General features: G+C 59.9%; 13 protein-coding genes. 9 read left to right on the forward strand and 4 right to left on the reverse strand.

The window, feature by feature from the left end; all coding sequences use genetic code 11:
- Positions 1 to 94 precede the first annotated feature (94 nt).
- Positions 95 to 1,180 (forward strand): Rieske 2Fe-2S domain-containing protein, encoded by a 1,086-nt coding sequence (locus PBDP_RS15680; protein WP_116832494.1) that lies wholly within the window; start codon positions 95 to 97, stop codon positions 1,178 to 1,180.
- The gene (locus tag PBDP_RS15685) at positions 1,177 to 2,127 is read left to right on the forward strand and encodes a PDR/VanB family oxidoreductase (protein WP_109754174.1); all 951 of its coding nucleotides are present in this window, start codon (positions 1,177 to 1,179) and stop codon (positions 2,125 to 2,127) included. The genes PBDP_RS15680 and PBDP_RS15685 overlap by 4 nt, the downstream gene beginning before the upstream one ends.
- Positions 2,128 to 2,276: 149 nt before the next feature.
- On the opposite strand, the gene PBDP_RS15690 is transcribed toward PBDP_RS15685, so the two are convergent.
- Together PBDP_RS15690 and PBDP_RS15695 are read right to left on the reverse strand one after the other, a co-directional pair.
- Entirely contained in the window at positions 2,277 to 2,990 is a 714-nt protein-coding gene (locus PBDP_RS15690) for a GntR family transcriptional regulator (RefSeq protein ID WP_212800900.1), read from the reverse strand.
- 101 nt (positions 2,991 to 3,091) lie between these two features.
- On the reverse strand, positions 3,092 to 4,123 hold the full coding sequence (locus PBDP_RS15695) for an Ldh family oxidoreductase (protein ID WP_116832497.1): 1,032 nt from the start codon (positions 4,121 to 4,123) through the stop codon (positions 3,092 to 3,094).
- 293 nt (positions 4,124 to 4,416) lie between these two features.
- Here PBDP_RS15695 and PBDP_RS15700 point away from each other — a divergent pair, with 293 nt between their 5' ends.
- Both PBDP_RS15700 and PBDP_RS15705 read left to right on the forward strand, forming a co-directional pair.
- On the forward strand, positions 4,417 to 9,249 hold the full coding sequence (locus tag PBDP_RS15700; protein ID WP_212800901.1) for a dermonecrotic toxin domain-containing protein: 4,833 nt from the start codon (positions 4,417 to 4,419) through the stop codon (positions 9,247 to 9,249).
- Positions 9,250 to 9,408: 159 nt separating this feature from the next.
- A complete protein-coding gene (locus PBDP_RS15705) occupies positions 9,409 to 10,410 on the forward strand; it encodes a FecR family protein (RefSeq protein ID WP_212800902.1) in 1,002 nt (333 codons plus the stop codon).
- Between the two features lie 177 nt (positions 10,411 to 10,587).
- Here PBDP_RS15705 and pvdQ read toward each other — a convergent pair whose 3' ends face one another.
- Entirely contained in the window at positions 10,588 to 12,936 is a 2,349-nt protein-coding gene (pvdQ, locus tag PBDP_RS15710; protein ID WP_212800903.1) for a bifunctional acylase PvdQ, read from the reverse strand.
- A 295-nt stretch (positions 12,937 to 13,231) separates the two neighbouring features.
- Here pvdQ and PBDP_RS15715 point away from each other — a divergent pair, with 295 nt between their 5' ends.
- Positions 13,232 to 13,612 carry a fe2+ zn2+ uptake regulation protein gene (locus PBDP_RS15715; RefSeq protein ID WP_109754180.1) on the forward strand — a complete coding sequence of 127 codons (381 nt, stop codon included), beginning with the start codon at positions 13,232 to 13,234 and terminating at the stop codon, positions 13,610 to 13,612.
- 9 nt (positions 13,613 to 13,621) lie between these two features.
- Here PBDP_RS15715 and PBDP_RS15720 read toward each other — a convergent pair whose 3' ends face one another.
- A complete protein-coding gene (locus PBDP_RS15720; protein ID WP_003202135.1) occupies positions 13,622 to 13,810 on the reverse strand; it encodes a hypothetical protein in 189 nt (62 codons plus the stop codon).
- Between the two features lie 150 nt (positions 13,811 to 13,960).
- Here PBDP_RS15720 and PBDP_RS15725 point away from each other — a divergent pair, with 150 nt between their 5' ends.
- The 4 genes from PBDP_RS15725 (at position 13,961) to PBDP_RS15740 (ending at position 17,367) form a co-directional block, all read left to right on the forward strand.
- Positions 13,961 to 14,098 (forward strand): hypothetical protein, encoded by a 138-nt coding sequence (locus PBDP_RS15725; RefSeq protein ID WP_014338251.1) that lies wholly within the window; start codon positions 13,961 to 13,963, stop codon positions 14,096 to 14,098.
- Between the two features lie 143 nt (positions 14,099 to 14,241).
- Positions 14,242 to 16,236, forward strand: a complete 1,995-nt coding sequence (locus tag PBDP_RS15730) for a methyl-accepting chemotaxis protein (protein ID WP_109754181.1) — start codon at positions 14,242 to 14,244, stop codon at positions 16,234 to 16,236.
- Between the two features lie 250 nt (positions 16,237 to 16,486).
- Complete coding sequence (locus PBDP_RS15735) at positions 16,487 to 16,933, forward strand: DUF411 domain-containing protein (RefSeq protein ID WP_109754182.1); 447 nt, start codon at positions 16,487 to 16,489, stop codon at positions 16,931 to 16,933.
- Complete coding sequence (locus PBDP_RS15740; protein WP_109754183.1) at positions 16,933 to 17,367, forward strand: YqaA family protein; 435 nt, start codon at positions 16,933 to 16,935, stop codon at positions 17,365 to 17,367. Before PBDP_RS15735 ends, PBDP_RS15740 begins: the two co-directional genes overlap by 1 nt.
- The last annotated feature ends 12 nt before the right edge of the window (positions 17,368 to 17,379 follow it).

Raw genomic sequence — 17,379 nt, forward strand, 5'->3', positions numbered from 1 at the left:
TCATCCACAAATCCAGCAAAACAATTGACAATCAAATTAGTTAAGAGAGTTAATGGATCCACAGACAAGAACAACATCCGCCTGGAGATCCGTCATGTACCCCAAAAATGCCTGGTACGTTGCCTGCACCCCCGATGAAATCGCCGACAACCCCCTGGGTCGCCAGATCTGCGGTGAGAAGATGGTTTTTTACCGCGGGCATGAGGGCAAGGTCGCGGCCGTGGAAGATTTCTGCCCCCATCGCGGCGCCCCGCTCTCCCTGGGTTACGTCGAAAACGGCAACCTGGTGTGCGGCTATCACGGTCTGGTGATGGGCAGCGACGGCAAGACCGTCGAGATGCCAGGGCAGCGGGTACGAGGGTTCCCTTGCAACAAGACTTTTGCGGTCCAGGAGCGGCATGGGTTCATCTGGGTCTGGCCCGGTGACCAGGCGCTGGCCGACCCGGCGCTGATCCATCATCTGGAATGGGCCGAAAGCGATGAATGGGCCTATGGCGGAGGCCTGTTCCACATCCAGTGCGACTATCGCCTGATGATCGACAACCTGATGGACCTGACCCACGAAACCTACGTCCATGCCTCAAGCATCGGCCAGAAGGAAATCGACGAGGCGCCGCCGGTGACCACGGTCGAAGGTGACGAAGTGGTTACCGCCCGGCACATGGAAAACATCATGGCCCCGCCGTTCTGGCGCATGGCCTTGCGCGGCAACAACCTGGCCGACGATGTGCCGGTGGACCGCTGGCAGATCTGCCGCTTCACCCCACCCAGCCATGTACTGATCGAAGTGGGTGTCGCCCATGCCGGCAACGGCGGTTATCACGCCGCGCCGCAATTCAAGGCATCGAGCATCGTGGTGGATTTCATCACGCCGGAAACCGAGACCTCGATCTGGTATTTCTGGGGCATGGCGCGACATTTCCAACCGCAGGATGAAGCCCTTACCGCGTCCATTCGCGAAGGCCAAGGCAAGATTTTCAGCGAAGACCTGGAAATGCTCGAGCGCCAACAGCGCAACCTGCTGGATCATCCGCAACGCAATTTGCTCAAGCTCAACATCGATGCCGGTGGTGTGCAGTCCCGTCGAGTGCTGGAGCGCTGGATCGCACGGGAACGGGAAGCACAGGCCGGTTTGATCGCCAGCAGCCATCAACCGCAAGTGGCGGAGCAGCGGCCATGATCGAAGTCCAGGTCGCGGCGCGACACAACGAAGCCCTCGACATCTGTAGCTACGAGCTGACGCGTGTCGATGGCGAGCCGTTGCCGGCCTTCACCGCCGGCGCCCATATCGACGTGCATTTGCCCGGCGGGCTGATTCGCCAGTACTCGCTGTGCAATCATCCCGAGGAACGGCATCGCTACCTCATCGGCGTGCTCAAGGATCCGGCGTCCCGCGGTGGTTCGCGCAGCCTGCATGAGCTGATCCAGCCAGGCATGCGCTTGCACATCAGCGAACCGCGCAACCTGTTCGCCCTCGCCCCGCAAGCCCGGCGCAGCTTGTTGTTCGCTGGTGGCATCGGTATTACGCCGATCCTGTGCATGGCCGAGCACCTGGCCCAGAGCGGTGCGACGTTCGAGCTGCATTACTGCGCCCGCGCCCGGGACCGCGCGGCCTTTGTCGAGCGCCTGCGACAATCCCCTTACGCCGACCGGGTATTCCTGCATTTCGATGAAGAACCGCAAACCCAGCTGGACGCCGCCAGGGTCCTGGCCGCGCCCGGCGATGACCTGCACCTCTACGTGTGCGGGCCCGGTGGTTTCATGCAGCACATCCTCGACACAGCCAAGAGCCAGGGCTGGCAAGAAGCCTGCCTGCACCGCGAATACTTCGCCGCCGCCCCCACCGATACCCGCGCCGATGGCAGCTTTTCGGTCAAGCTGGCCCGCAGCGGCCAAGTGTTCGAGGTGCCGGCGGACCGCAGTGTGGTGCAGGTACTGGAGAGCCATGGCATCGAAATTCCGATTTCCTGCGAGCAAGGTGTATGCGGCACCTGCCTGACGCGTGTGCTGGAAGGTGTACCGGAACATCGGGACATGTTTCTGACCGAGGCGGAACAGGCCGGCAACGACCAGTTCACACCGTGTTGTTCCAGGTCCAGGACACCAGTCTTGGTACTGGACCTCTAACACCGGCATTGTGGGAGCGAGCCTGCTCGCGATGGCGTCGGTTCTGCAGCATCGAGGGTGACTGACCCACCGCTTTCGCGAGCAGGCTCGCTCCCACAGGGGGTCTGTGGTGGGTCACAGATCCAGCATTCATCCACAATTGGGGTTGTTCACTCCGAACGCAGAATCACCTTCATCCGCTCGTCAGCCAGCGTCGAGCCGAACACTTCGGCGTAGCGCAGGGTCGCATTGGCATGCTCGCGCATGATGGCCTCGGCACGGCCGCTCTGGCGGTTGATCAGGGCGTCGAACACCGAATGGTGTTGCATATGGGCATAGTTGAAGCGGCGAAACTCGCCGGCCATGTTCTGGCGATCCACCGCCAGGGCCGTGACTGAAGCGAATGGCAGATGATCGTTGCGGGCCAGGGCATCGGCAATCGCCGGGTTGTGGCTGCCTTCGACGATCACCTGGTGAAAGCGCATGTTGAGGTCGTGATACACCTCCAGGTCATCCTCGGTCACATAGCCCTTGGCGAACAGTTCATCGCCCTGCACCAGGCATTGCTCGAGTATCGCGCGGGCCTCTTCAGACAAACCGTGCTCGGCCGTCTGCCGTGCCGCCAGGCCCTCCAGCACGCCACGCACCTCCACGGCCCCGGCGATCTGCTCGGCGCTGACCGAACGTACCTGGAAACCTCGTCCGCCGAAGCGCACCAGCAACCCTTCCTGCTCCAGGGTGCGGAACGCCATGCGCACCGGCATGCGCGAAACACCGAACAGCTCAGCCGTGGGGACTTCCATCAAGCGCTCACCAGCGGCCAGCTCGCCCGAGGCGATCATCTTGCGCAGCGCAACCAGCACCGTTTGGCCGGGCTTACTCATCCAGGCGATTCCAGAGAAAAGAAGCCGTCATAGTAAAAGGCTTGGCGCAGCGTGTCACGGCAAGGCACCGGCCCCGGTCGATGGGGTCGCTCCCAGGTTGTTCAACTCCCCGCCAACTCGCGCAACTGCGCCAAGGCCTGCTCGTCCAAGGTAATCCCATGTTCATTGGATTTGCTGCGCTCGCGATGGCGACGATCCCCCGGCAACCGGCGCAACCCGACGCCATGCATCTGCCTGACCAATTCCTGGCTGCGCTCGGCGAAATCCTGCCCGGCGGTCTTGCTCGGGTCGATCACGATCAACAACTGGCCGGTCCACGGCGTCTTGGCGCCCGGATGGTTGTGCCAGTCGAATTCGAAGGAAAAATTACCGCCAGTCAGGGCGGCGGCCAGCAACTCGACCATCATCGACAACGCCGAGCCCTTGTGCCCGCCAAATGGCAGGAGCGCACCACCTTCGAGAATCGCCTTGGGGTCGCGGGTCGGCTGGCCGAGGCTGTCCACGCCCATGCCCGGCGGCAACAACTCGCCCTTGCGTGCGGCAATCTGTACGTCGCCGTGGGCGATGGCGCTGGTGGCGAGGTCGAAGACAATCGGCTCGCCGTCGGCCCGCGGTGCGGCGAAGGCAATGGGATTGGTGCCGAACAATGGACGGTCGGCGCCATGGGGCACCACGCACGTCATGCTGTTGACCACACTCAACGCCACCAGGCCTTCATAGGCAAACGGCTCGACATCCGGCCAGAGCGCGGCGAAGTGATGGGAGTTGCGAATGGCCAGGACAGCGATACCGGCGCTGCGAGCCTTCGCCACCAGCAATGGACGCGCGGCGGCCAGGGCTGGCTGGGCAAACCCGTTACCGGCGTCCACTGCGACAAACCCTGATGCGACATCTTCGACCGTCGGCACGGCCTGACCGTTGACCCAACCGCTGTTGAGCGTCGAGACATAACCGGGAATGCGAAACACCCCATGGCTATGGGCTCCGTCGCGCTCGGCCCCGGCACAGTTTTCAGCCAGGCACTGCGCAACGTCGGTCGACGTGCCATGACGCAGGAAAATCTTCTCCAGCAGGTTCACCAGAGCATCGTAGGACAAGGTGCAAGAAGCGGCATGATCGGATGGCGCAGACATCTGAAGCTCCAGAATGATTGTTGGAGGTAGCAACAGCGTAAAGGACTCGCCGAGTGATTAAACACCGCTTCGCGGTGCGAGCAAAGCCTGCTCGCAAAAGCCGCCACAGCTCTCCAGTGGGGGCGAGCCTGCTCGCGATAGCGGTAGGTCCGCTTGCATCGATATTCCAGCCTGAGAGGCCTCAAACCCAGCGTGCGGTAACTATGTACCACCTTTGCCCATTCATCGTTGCCTAGTCTGGCGGCTTCCTCCACGTTCGCGCCGCCTTGAGGCGCCTTGATCGAGAAGCAACGATGCTCACTGAAACCACACCACTTTTATTTCCCGAGGTATTGAACGCCCATCGCCTGGACCAATTGACCGCCACCCACGGGCTGACCCAGGCAGACCTCGACTGGTTACACCATATCGCCCTGCCCAACCACATCCGGCGCACGGCGCAGACGCCACCGATGTTCGCCGAAACGATTCTGTTGCAAGCCGAGAACAAACCGCCCATCGCACTGGCCGGCTGCCTTGCCCTCAGCACCTCGACAGACCGCAGCGCATCGAGCACCCAACCGGCGTTCCTCTACACACCCAGTGGTGGAATCGAAAAACTCGACAACCTGGCATCCCTCGAACAAAAGATCGATCGGATACGCCAGGACGCTGTGCAACGCGACGACCTGTTTCGCCTCTTGTCGATTTCCCAGCGCAGCGAATTGATCAGCACGACCGACATCAGACAGACCCGGCAACTCATCGAAGAAGATGTGTTCCAGGCTCAGCTCAAATCCATCGAGGACGCCCAGAGCCTCAATGCCCTGGCCATGGTGAACGAGCTGATCAGACTGCCCTCGTTACGATCGATGCTTGACCAGATATTGAGCGAGGCACTGCCGGACCTGGATCATCGACAGATCCGCGTGGCATTCAGCAAGGGCGGGCACCTGGCAGGTCCAAAGGCAATCCAGGTAACCGAAAGCATGCCACTGAGCGACGCCATCCTGGGCTACTTCCATAACCAAGGCTGGCCGCCCGGGCATGACATCGATCTGACCCACCCGGGCACACTCCCATCGTCCTACACCCCGCTGCAATGGGAAAACATCATAAAGGACACGGCCAGGAAACTGATTCCGACACTTCAGGGCTGCCTCGATGCCTTCTGGGAAAACACAACAGCGCGCGTCTATATGTCTCGGCGCAAACTGCTTTCCCAAGTCATCCACGATGGGCTCTGGGCTGCGATCCTGGTGGAACGGGAAAAAAGGCAACTGACGGATGAACAAAGTCGCGAGTTGCTGCGACTGTTCCGGCCTTCCCGCCGGGACGAGGCGCTGTTGTTCATCGAAACGATTCGCCTCTGGGAATACGAGCCGCACTATGTAGAGCTTGCAGGCTCTCTGATGATCAGCGCCAAAGGAAACTACCTCTATACCCCCATTCATGGTTTTCAGAAGATAGACAACTACCTGGGGTTCAAGGAAGCGTTGTTCGGTAACCCCGCAACCACCGCAAAAAAGGAAGCACTCTATAGCCTCCTGGGCCTGGAAGAGCGCAACCGCTTCCTGCGTTTTGACGAGCCACAGGTCTCGGGCGAACCACTGGACTTGCCAGTCTCCGAATCCCTGGCGAACGCCATCATCAAAAAGCAGAAGGATAATCTTCATTACGCGCTGGAAATGTCTCGCCAGGGCGATGTCGACATTCACCCGCTCATCGACAAAGCGCTGGATATACGCGCCTTCATCAACAGAAACCTGCTGAGTCAGCCAACCGCCGGGCATTGGGGAACTCATCCCGCCTTTCATGGAAGTCTGCGCCCGTCCAACTTCATGGCCGATCAACTGGAAAGAAAGGTCAAGAGCTATACCGATGTTGAAAAGGCTTTCAATGGCCTCTTTATTCGGTTGCCAGCATCCCATGGCGTTTCGCTGCACAACGGGCTCAGGCAGTTACTGCCTGAACTGATCAATGTTTTTTCCTTAGGCATACGCGCCGAAGCCGAACTCAGGGAACTCAACGCGAGCCTGCCGGCGATTGCGAATGACTTGATCAGAACAGTCTTTGCCTACGACTCAGAATATCCGGACCGCTCACAACGTATCGGGGTCAGGGGGTTTCGACCGGATGTCTATTCGTTGACGCTGGTCTGCAGCGTAGGAGATCGAACGGCTTATATGCCCCTCGCCAACTGCTTTCTATTAACTGAACGCGGAGGACTCGATACACCCTATTCGGGCATGGCAATCCTCTGGACACCCGCCGATGGCTTGCAGGCCTTTTCGTCCGTCGAAGTGGCCACCCAGCAACTGAATCGGCACCTGCTCGACTCCCGAAAGCGCTTTGGTTTGCTCACCAACCTCACGCCCGACCAACGCAAGCCACATGGGCGTTATCAGCTCCAGGCGTACGAACTGATCGAAGATAACGTGCTGGTGAATCGAATGAGTTCGTTCATCAAACACTTCGAGGCCGAGCAAGGGTATCTGAGCACGTTGAAAGCCGGAAGCTGGCAACTGACCGGCAATGCATTACTAAAAAGCCTTCAGGCAATGTTGAACAAAGGCGCGCCCACCAACCTCAAGCGCGCCACACACATCGCCCAGGCCAACAGACGGCAACAGAAACTTCCCGCCTGGCTCGGCGCAGCGGTGCTTGAAGACCAACGCCTGCACATTGAATTGCTTGAGCAATATAAAAACAGCGTGGCCGACGGCAAGGACTACCTGGACGGTATCGAGCCGCTGCGAACCTATGCACGTAATAAACTCAAAATGCTGTTGGACGCACGCTTCGCTGCAAAGAACCTTGACCCCGATACCATCCAGATCACGCCGAACCTTGCCATCGTCGGGCCGGCCAGTTCGCTGACCGACTTTGCCTTGCAGCACATCGAAGTGACCCGCAAAGGCTTCAAAGTGTCTTCGACGTCCACGCAGAAGCTGCCGGACGGCTTGAACGAAACCGCTGTCCGGCAAATGTTGTCCTCATTGGATATCTCTACCGACTATAAAAAACATGTAGCGCAAAAACTGTCCGGCACCACCGCGGACGTCCAGCAAAGAAAAACAGCCTTCCGCCAACAATTACCCTGGCAGTTGCTGCAGCACGCTCACGCTCGTCATCTACAACAACACCTTTCCCCCCTGGCTTTCGACCTGATCCGTCAGGTGATGGACATGCCTGATGCCATCGCCCGCAAAGCGGTTGAGGGTGCCAGCGCGGTTATTCGCCCCCTGGAATTGATCAAGACCGGCGGCGCGGTACCGGTCAAGGCGCTGGGGCTTTACTTGATCGGATCGAGCCTCGATGCAGCAGGCCCCCAGGTCCTGTACTCGCCTTACCATGAGGGTCATTGCTTCAGCGAGTTCAAGGACGAAAAAAGCGTTATAGCCGCACTCAATACCTCAGGATCGCTTCAGGACCTGCTGATTCGCCGGCTTCCCGAGAACCAACAGGCCATTTTCAGAAACCTGCTCGCCGCCACGCTCGGGCAGCGATCGGAAATGACCCTGGCCTCCAATCCTATCCAGACCAATCTGCTCGACACATTGTTCAACGACAATACGGCATTGTTATTGGACATGCTGACCACACAGACAATTGAAAACCGTCAGCTTGATTGGAGAACAGTCCTGCACCTGTTCACCTCCGGCGTCAAGCTGGTGGGCGGGCAATTGGCGGGCAAACTGACTTTTATCGAAACCCTCTGGGAAAGCTATCAGGACTTCAAGACCTCAGCCGAAGCCTTGCAGCAGCATGACTGGAAAACAGGCTTGCACGATTTTATCGCCGGCGCCGCAGAAATGGTGTCGCTGGGCATGCTGAATCGTGAGGATACATTTGGTCTTCTCGATCCCATAGAACCGGTCTCGCAAGGCGCGACACTGGCGGGTGACTGGAAGAACATCGCTTCCACCGCCCAGATTCGGACCGACCTGAACGTTTTTGAGGCCATGGGTATCAGCCTGGCGAACTTGCAAATAGACCCGATCGAGAAAACCTACAAGGCACTGGAAAATGGCAGGCGTTATGTCCCCCTCGCCGGCAAAGTCTTCCAGGTGGCGAGAGCCAACCAAACCTGGCGAATCGTGCATGAGCACGGAGAGGGGCCGTTGCTGAAAAAATCGTCTGACGGCCGGACATGGGAACTCGACCCACAACGCCAGACCATACGCTTTGGCAAAGCAGGGTCGAAAATGGCCGTCACCTACAGCGACTTCAAGGCCAAGGGCTCACTGAATATTGAAGCGCGGGGAATGTCTGAGATACGCAGGAAGTATCCGTACCGCGCCAATATGATTGTCCAGGCACTGGAGACCGCGAGGTTCTATTCATTCAATGCCCTTCACAACTTTGAGCAATTCAAGCGACGACCGCTTACGGGCTCTCGGCTGGATAGTTTCCTCAGATTGTTTTTTGGGGTCGACAGCATCGACGCCCGTATTATCAGCAAGATAGAGGCGGCGATCTCGCCCATATGCCGGGCATTGGCCGATCCGTCCTGGGAGTTGCAAAATGCCGAGCGCATCGTGGTCGGCCACCTCAAGCACCTGGAAGATAGAGCGACCGCCTTCGTACTTGAGCCCGCAGCCGTCGGAAGAATCTACATCACGCAGTTTTTCTTCGACATGGGCCTGGATTGGTACAAGGCCGTCGTACCGTCGTCCTTTAATGTCGATGCCCATGCCCAGGGGGCGACCTTCATCCACGAAGTTTCCCACCAGTTGTTCAATACGTTCGATTTCATCTACCTGGATGCCTCGCTGCCCTTTCTGGACTTGATTTCAACAGCGACTTATTCAGGAAAGTCGCAATACGACAAGCAAAAGGACCTGCAACTCAACGGGCTGTCATTGACCACACCCAAGTCAAAACTGTTTACGCAATGGGACAGCACGGATAACACCGACAAGAAGATGGAACTGTTGCCTGGGTACAAGGAAACCACCCGGGAAATCCTCAGGATAACCGGCGCCAGAACCATGGATAACGCTCGCGATGATTTTCTCGATCCGATTTTGCCGGACAAGCGCATCGACGTCATACTTCGTAACGCCGACTCGATCACGCTCTTGATTTGTGAAATGGGACGCCAACTCGACCCAAGCCCGTCCCGGCAGATTACCGTGCCGTGACGCGTTTGAGTTGTTGATCTTTTTTTCACGCAATGTATGCGACGCTAGGCTACGACGAATGTTTGAGTAAAAAACGGGCTCATTGATGCGTAAATGCCATGACGGCTGTTCTCGGCAGCTCATGCCGAAGGTTAGAATGCGGCAAACCAGGAAGAGTCAATGACCGAACATACCCTCTCGGAAGCCGAATACGACGCCATCACCGATGCCGCTGCCCATTGGTGCATGCGTTTGCATGCCGTCGATTGCACCGATGCCGAACGGCAAGCGTTCAAGCAGTGGCACGATGCCGATCCCCTGCATGCTTTCGAATACCAAGCCATGCTGGAGATCTGGGCGGTTGCCGATCATCTGCCGCGCATCGAGTCGGCGCCGGCAGCTCCAGCGCCCCGCCCACGGTCGCGCTGGAGCCGCCTGGCGGTCGCCGCTGCGGTATTCGTCGTGGGTCTGCCCATCGCCGCCTACACCGGCTGGAACCTGGGCTGGGTTGCCAACTCCTATGAGCGCTTCGAAGCCGGCGCAAGCGTACGTCACGTCACTTTGGGCGACGGCAGCGAGGTAGAACTCAACCTGGGCAGTGAGCTGGTATTTGCCAACTACAAAAACGAGCGTCGGGTAACGCTGGAAAAGGGCGAGGCGTTTTTTGACGTCAGCCATGACAAGCAGCATCCATTTGTCGTTCGGGCTGGCCAAGGCCAGGTACGCGTGACCGGCACTCGTTTCAACGTCTGGATGTACCAGGACCAGGTACGGGTCACCCTGCTGGAGGGCTCGGTAAGGGTGACCAGCAACCAGGCGTTCAGCCGTGACGGCCTGCCGCTTTCCCCGGGCATGCAGGCCAGCTACAAGGCGGGCGACCACCAGCCACAAGTCCGTGAGATAGCCCCCAACGACAGCTCACTGGCGTGGCGCAATGGCAAGCTGGTGCTGGATAACCTCGCCCTGAGCGACGCACTGCCGCTGATTAACCGCTACCTCGACCGTCCCGTCATGCTGGCCGACAACAGTACCGGCGGCCTGCGTATCGGGGGGGTCTACAACATCAGTGAAGTGCAGAACCTGGTGCCTTCGCTGCCCAAAGTACTGCCGGTCTACCTGACCCAGAACAAGGACGGCAACCCGGTCCTCAATTCCATCGGGCAACGGCCAACCAATAACTGAAACCTCCCCCGGTGGGGGCGAAGCTTGCTCGCGATAGCGGTTTTACAGCCTTATAGAGGTGATGTCTGTGACGACGTCATCGCGAGCAAGCTTTGCTCCCACAGGCTCGCGATAACGGTAGGTCAGCCGGCATCCATCGGGGATGTGAGCTCCCCCTCGTCCACAGCCCAACAAAAGTTACTGCGTTACCACCCTGCCCGCCTCATCGTGCTCACGGATAATAAGCGCCTGATAGTGCGGGTCGGCCTTGATCTGCTGTTCGGTAAACGGCAGCACACTCCACTGCTTCTGCGAAAACGCCTGGGTCTGATCTGCCGAGTAAGGCGATGCCGGATCGCTGGAAATGGAAAAGGCCAACAAGCCCTGGGCCTGCGGACCTTTACCGTCGAACGTCACCACCTGCAGATAGCTGGTACCGCTGACCACCTCCCGCTTACCGTTCGCCCCCGGCACGCTCTGGATCGCGTTATAGATGCCCAGCTCCCCGGGGCCGCCATGGATCGGCGTTAGTCGACCGCCGCTGCTGGACACCTGGATATCTTGCCATTGGCTGTCCTTCGACAACCCGGCGACCTTCACCGCTTCCACCGAGGCCTGCATGGCTTCGCGCACGGCCTTGAGTACAGGCGGTCGCTCGATCGCCAGGCCTCGCGGGGTGTGTTGCGGGTCTTTGGGATCGAACGCGACGCGCCACGACCCCGGGGCAGCCCGCACCTCTTCCATGATGTGCTGGAAATGCACGAACCCCAGGCCGCTCTTCAGGCCGGCCTTACGATCCCAGGCCTTGAGGCTGGCACAAACCTCGACCAGGGCCGAAGCGTCCGGCCCCAGGTCACCGGCACAAACGCCGAGTAGATCCGGCATCACCTGGTCGGCCAGGTAAACCTGATCGTCCATGACCATGCGCTGCAAATCCTCCACCTTCACCGGACCATCCTTGGCCAGCGCGGCCATCCGTTCCAGCGCAAAACGCGCCCGCAATCCCAGCGGCTGGCCTTGCTGGCTGATCAATGGGGAATAACCGGACAGCGGCTGCGACGGGTTGACCATCCAGGCCGAATCGTTGGAGTTCTGCACATAATCGCGGCGTAACAACTGCGGAAGCCTGTCGGCGGCATAGATGCCTTTTTGCACGGCCTTGGCATCGATCCCCCAGGCACATTCGCTGCGAGCCCCATCCAGCACGATCAGTTGCAGCCCGGCCCTGGGATCACTGCACCGGGCCAGTTTATCGGCGTCGACGTTCGGCACCACCGACACGTTCATGTAGAGGCTTTGCCCCTGATCGTCCACCGCCAGGGTATTGACCCAGGGAATGCCCTGGATCTCATGGACGGCGTCCTGCAGATCCTTGAGCGTGACCGCCTTGTTCATGGCGTACCACTGGGCCAGCACACGATCGTTTTCCAGGTTCGCGTCCCGCAGGCTGTAGGCGAACCGGTTATCCCAGTCCAGCCGGCCGGGCCATTGCACGATCGGGCCGAACTGCGAGCCATAGACCACTCGGGAAATCGTCTGCACTTGGCCGTCGGGTTGCTTGATGTCGACCGCGACCGTCTGTTGGCTCATCGGCACAGACTTGCCGTCGAGCAGGTAGCGAGTCGGATCCTTCGGGTCGAGTTGCAGGCGGTACAGGGTGAAGTGTTTTGAACTGTCGACAGTGTGGGTCCAGGCCAGATGCTGGCTGAAGCCGATGTTGATCATCGGCAGGCCCGGCAGGGCCGCCCCCATGACATCCAGCTTGCCGGGAATGGTCAGGTGCATCTGATAGAAACGCATGCCGCCCAACCATGGAAAATGCGGATTCGCCAGCAACATCCCGCGGCCGTTGAACGAGCGCTCACTGCCGATGGCCAGCGCATTGCTGCCACGCTCCAGGGCAAAACGCTGCTGGCGGGTTGCGGCGGCAGCGAAACCGCTGGCTGGAACACCCGTGAGTGCCGTCGCCTGGGGCGGTTGTGCACCGGCCAGGGCCTCGGCGAATTGGCCGACGCCGCCTTCCACCAACAGTCGACGGGTCAACTTGACCAGGTCCAGCGCCGTGATCGGCCGCACCCACTCGCCGGCGCATTGTTCCGGCAGGCCCTTGGCCTTGCGCTCGACCAACGCACGGTTGTAGCCCGCCACGTAGCCTTCGACCAGTTGCTGCACTTGAGGCGTCTGGGCCTGCCAGAAACCGGAAACCGCTTGCGGTGTGTTGAGCCAACTGAAAAACACATCGCTGACGCGGTTCTCCCGCTGCTCGACCGTGACTTGCTGCGGCCCGAAATAGCGCGAGCGCTGGGCGTTGACCGTGACGATCTCATTGGCCAGCAGGCACAGGTTGTCCTGGGCGTAGGCATAGCCGATGCCATAACCCAGTCCGCGCTCATCCTGAGCCCGGATATGCGGCACGCCAAAACGAGTGCGACGGATCTCGGCACTGGCCTGCTGCCCATCATCCTGCGCATTGACCACGGGAATGAGCCCGAGGGCGATCCCCAGAAAAGCGCCTGCGAGGCCAATCCTCGATAACTGCCCGGACATTATCACGCTCACTCCTGATAAAAACTTCAGAAACCAGGACGGCTACCGGAGCGAAGTAGACAAACACTCGGCCCGCCTGGGAAATCACACGCCGCGTGCTGAACCGGAATGTGCCTACCTTCAAAACGAACCGGATGAAAAAAAATTAATGTCTGGCAGCCGTTTGAATACGGGGGTTTGACGAAGCACGGGCAATTTTTTCACATCATGGTCCTCATGATTGCGGGTCCTCGTTCGTCCTATTACAGGAGAGTATCCGTGACCTTTTCTGATCAGGCTTGTAAGGAGTTTTTGCATGCGTAACGCGCAACAGCCCATGGAGGGCAAGCCAAGGCCGAGCGGCGTCTCGCTGAGCGCCCCCCACCGTGTATTCGACAAGCCGGCAGATCGAGGCGGCAACGACCACATCAGGCGCTTGCTCAAGAGTTTCGGGCTCAGGACCAGCCTGATTCGCCTCAAAGTCATCGACGCGCTGCTCAAGGCCGCCAACGAAAATCGCAGCCTGGGCGTGCGCGGCGTGCACAGCCAGTTGTTGGGGCTGGACATTCCATTGTCCTTTCTCAGTGTGCGCGAGGTGTTGAAACGCCTGTGCAGCGAGGGAGTCGTCACCCTCAACCCGGATAAAAGCTACTGCCTGCACCCCAGTGCGATGGCCGTGCTCCAGGCCGAGGACTGAAGCCGGCGCTCAGGACTTGACCTTGCGCCGCATCACGCCGTTGATCACCACCACGATGACCGCCACGGCGATGGCGATGTATTGAAACAGCTGCTCGCTGATCATGCCCTTGCCTTGCATCCAGGACAGCCCCAGCATGATTGCCAGGACGACGAGGACGATCAGAATCGAGTATTTCAAACGTTGTGAATGAGTCATTACCAATTTCCTGAATGTATCCGTTCTGTATCCGAAGGCTTGCCAAGTCCCTACCGAATTGCGGGGATGACGGGCTGCCAACGGGGTCCCATGGTACAGCCGAAGGAGCGTATTCGCGCAACCGCGGTGGTTAATCATGAGGAATTATGTATGTTTCGTCGTATCAGCCTGTTGCTTGCCTTATTGTCCACCCTGACCCTGAGTGGCTGCCTGTTTTTCCCCCACGACCGCGGTCATGGGGATCGACCTGACCACCGTGGCGGCCCGGGCTTCGACATGCCCCGCTAATGCCCCTTGGCGAGGAAGCCGCTTCCTCGCCAACCTCTCATCCCACCTTGCCCTCTCCTAAAGCTGCGTCACCGCAGGCCGATACATACAGGACTGCCCATCCGCCTGCTGCAGAAAGTCGCCTTCGTGCAAGGACTCCCCACATGCCCTCATTCCGAACTATTCAGGCTCGCTACACGCTGTTCCTGATTGTATTCATGCTGGTGTTATCCATCCTGACCGTGGTGGGCATCAGTTATCTGGTCGCGCCCAAGTTGCGCCAGACCGAAGAGCAAGTGGCCTTGAACCGCATCGCCGAGGTCGCCGAGCAGATCCAGGGCGAACTGAACAAGGTGCAAGCGCAGCAACGCAGCATCACCCAGACCATCCCGCTGCTGGACAGCGATGCCATCGACAAAGTGTTGCCGGGACTGGTGGATCAGTACGGCGAGTTGAAAGTCTTTGGCGGCGGGATCTGGCCGTTGCCCAACCAGCGGGCCGAGGGACGCAATAAATTCAGCACCTTCTGGCACCGCGACGCGTCCGGCAAACTGGCGGTCAATACCTTCTGGAACAGTGACGCTGCCCCCAACTATTACGAACAACCCTGGCACAAGGGCGGCATGGCCACCCCGCCGGGCAAATGCGCCTGGGCCGCGGCCTATAAAGACGATGCCAGCGCCGAACCACGCACCAACTGCGCCATGGCCATCCAGAAGAACGGCGTGCCTTATGGCGTTTCCACCATCGACGTGACCTTGGGTTTCTTCAATGACCTGGTGGCACGCAAGGAAGCCGACCTGAGCGCCGAGATGCTGATCGTCGAAGGCGACGGCAAGATCATCAGCAACAGTTCGCGCATCAGCGGACCGATCGTACTGAAAAACATCAGTGAACTGGCGGCAACCTCGCCATTCGCCGCCCAGGTCCAGGCTGGCCTGGCCAAGCGCGACCAGCCGCTGCAACGGGTCGAGTTCGACAACAAGGGCGAGGCCAGCACGTTTTTCATGCGCCCTATCGAGGGTTCGCCATGGTTCCTTGCGACCGCATTGCCAACCCGGCTGATCACCGCCCAGCGCGACGATGTACTGAGCACACTGAGCCTGCTGCAGATTCCGATGGTGATCCTGCTGGTGTTGATGCAGCTTTACGCGATCCGTCAATTGACTCACCGCATGAAGGTCCTCAAGGGCAACATCGACGCCTTGTCCACGGGCGATGCCGACCTGACTCGACGTATCACTATCCGGGCCGAGGATGAACTGGGGGCGATCGGTCATTCGGTCAACCGCTTCATCGCTTACCTGCAAAGCATGATCGGCGAGGTCACCCAGGCCACTGGCGCCATGGCATCGAGCCTGGGCGATCTGCAACGGACCTCCGCCCACACCAGTGAAATCCTGATGCGCCACGCTTCGGAAACCGACCAGACCGTGACCGCCATCACCCAGATGAGCTCCACGGCCGAAAGCGTCGCGCAAAATGCGGCCGAGACCGCAGCGTTCACCCAGCGCGCCAACGAGCATGCCGACCGCTCCCGCGTAGTGGTCGGTGAGGCGTCCAACAGTGTGGTGGCGCTGATCGATGAAGTGGCCAGCGCCACTCGCAAGGTCGAGAGCATGCAACAGGACGCGCAGCGCATCACCGAAATTCTCGGCGTCATCGGCGCCATTGCCGGGCAGACCAACCTGCTGGCTCTCAACGCCGCCATTGAAGCTGCCCGGGCCGGTGAGCAAGGCCGTGGGTTTGCCGTGGTGGCCGACGAAGTACGTGCCCTCGCCGCCCGCACCCAGGCCAGCACCTCGGAAATCAACGAAATGCTGACCCGCCTGACGCAAGGCGTGAGCTCGTCGGTCTCAGCCATGGAAAACACCCAGGCCAGTTGCCAGTCGGCCGCCGATGCCACATCCCGAGTCAACTCCGGGCTGGACGAAATGGCAGGCTCGGTCAGCCAGATCAACAGCCTGAGTACCCAGATCGCCACCGCCGCCGAGCAACAGAGCGCGGTGACCGAGGAGATCAATCGCAGCATGGTGCAGATCCGTCACATGGTGGAAGAACTGGTGGCAGGCGGCCTGGCCAGCGAGGCCAACACCCGGCAACTGCTGGAAGCCAATGCTCGGGTGAATGCGATCATGGGGCGGTTCAAGGTGCGCTGAATCTGCTCCCGCCACAAAACCTGTGGAAGTGAGCCTGCTCGCGATCGCGGTGGGTCAACTGCGGTGATGGCGCCTGTGCTGCCATCATCGCGAGCAGGCTCGCTCCCACAGGGTTCAGTGGTTTCCATTCCTCTGCGAATTGTCTCCCTCCCAACCTGACAATTGTGTAATCCCCGCCTCAGCCCCCTGTCAGCTCACGCTCGCTACTCTGTTATCCTCCCTTCAAACCGTTTGATACGAGACCACCTCCATGGCCCATCCCCTGCACTTGCTCGCCTTGAGCGCCCTGTTCGTCTCCACCCTGGCCCAGGCCGCCGAACCGGTCACCATTGATGTACACCGCGATGCCAATTGCGGTTGCTGCAAAAAGTGGATTTCGCATCTGCAAGAAAACGGCTTCAAGGTCAACGACCATGTCGAAGCCGACATGAGCCTGGTCAAGCAGCGCCTGGGCGTGGCGCCGAACCTGCGTTCCTGCCACACCGCCGAGATCAACGGCAAATTCGTCGAAGGCCACGTCCCGGCCGACCAGGTACTGGCGTTGAGCAAGCGCGATGACTTGCTCGGCGTGGCCGCACCGGGCATGCCCATGGGCTCGCCCGGCATGGAAATGGACGGCATGAGCGACGCTTATCAAGTGATCGGGCTGAAAAAAGACGGGACCCAAACCGTGGTGGCGGACTATCCGGCCCACTGATGGGCGAAGCCTACATCGGCCTGTTCCTCGCGGCCTTCGGCGCGGCAACCCTGTTGCCGCTGCAATCCGAGGCGTTGTTGGTCGGCCTGCTGCTCAGCCAGCGCCATGAAGCCTGGCTGTTGCTGGGGGTTGCCACGTTCGGCAATGTCCTGGGTTCACTGGTGAACTGGTGGCTGGGCACGCGCCTGGAGCACTTCAAGGACCGGCGCTGGTTTCCGGTCAGTCCCACCCACCTGGACAAGGCTCGTGGGCATTACCAACGCTTCGGTCGCTGGTCACTGCTGCTCAGCTGGCTGCCAATCATCGGCGATCCGTTGACCCTGGTGGCCGGAGTGATGGGCGAACCGTGGCGGCGCTTCCTGCTGCTCGTGACCCTTGCCAAGGGCCTGCGCTATGGCGTTCTCGCCCTGGCGACACTGGGCTGGATGGACTGAACGTTCGCGTCG

The sequence above is a fragment of the Pseudomonas sp. St290 genome (genome assembly GCF_018325805.1).
Lineage (GTDB): Bacteria > Pseudomonadota > Gammaproteobacteria > Pseudomonadales > Pseudomonadaceae > Aquipseudomonas > Aquipseudomonas bijieensis.

What these genes read in the sequence shown, in the direction of transcription:
- PBDP_RS15740 (WP_109754183.1), top strand. Translation starts at nt 16,933, where the DNA reads ATGGGCGAAGCCTACATCGGCCTGTTCCTCGCGGCCTTCGGCGCGGCA.
- PBDP_RS15735 (WP_109754182.1), top strand. Translation starts at nt 16,487, where the DNA reads ATGGCCCATCCCCTGCACTTGCTCGCCTTGAGCGCCCTGTTCGTCTCC.
- pvdQ (WP_212800903.1), bottom strand. Translation starts at nt 12,936, where the DNA reads ATGTCCGGGCAGTTATCGAGGATTGGCCTCGCAGGCGCTTTTCTGGGG.
- PBDP_RS15725 (WP_014338251.1), top strand. Translation starts at nt 13,961, where the DNA reads ATGTTTCGTCGTATCAGCCTGTTGCTTGCCTTATTGTCCACCCTGACC.
- PBDP_RS15705 (WP_212800902.1), top strand. Translation starts at nt 9,409, where the DNA reads ATGACCGAACATACCCTCTCGGAAGCCGAATACGACGCCATCACCGAT.
- PBDP_RS15720 (WP_003202135.1), bottom strand. Translation starts at nt 13,810, where the DNA reads ATGACTCATTCACAACGTTTGAAATACTCGATTCTGATCGTCCTCGTC.
- PBDP_RS15695 (WP_116832497.1), bottom strand. Translation starts at nt 4,123, where the DNA reads ATGTCTGCGCCATCCGATCATGCCGCTTCTTGCACCTTGTCCTACGAT.
- PBDP_RS15730 (WP_109754181.1), top strand. Translation starts at nt 14,242, where the DNA reads ATGCCCTCATTCCGAACTATTCAGGCTCGCTACACGCTGTTCCTGATT.
- PBDP_RS15700 (WP_212800901.1), top strand. Translation starts at nt 4,417, where the DNA reads ATGCTCACTGAAACCACACCACTTTTATTTCCCGAGGTATTGAACGCC.
- PBDP_RS15685 (WP_109754174.1), top strand. Translation starts at nt 1,177, where the DNA reads ATGATCGAAGTCCAGGTCGCGGCGCGACACAACGAAGCCCTCGACATC.
- PBDP_RS15680 (WP_116832494.1), top strand. Translation starts at nt 95, where the DNA reads ATGTACCCCAAAAATGCCTGGTACGTTGCCTGCACCCCCGATGAAATC.
- PBDP_RS15690 (WP_212800900.1), bottom strand. Translation starts at nt 2,990, where the DNA reads ATGAGTAAGCCCGGCCAAACGGTGCTGGTTGCGCTGCGCAAGATGATC.
- PBDP_RS15715 (WP_109754180.1), top strand. Translation starts at nt 13,232, where the DNA reads ATGCGTAACGCGCAACAGCCCATGGAGGGCAAGCCAAGGCCGAGCGGC.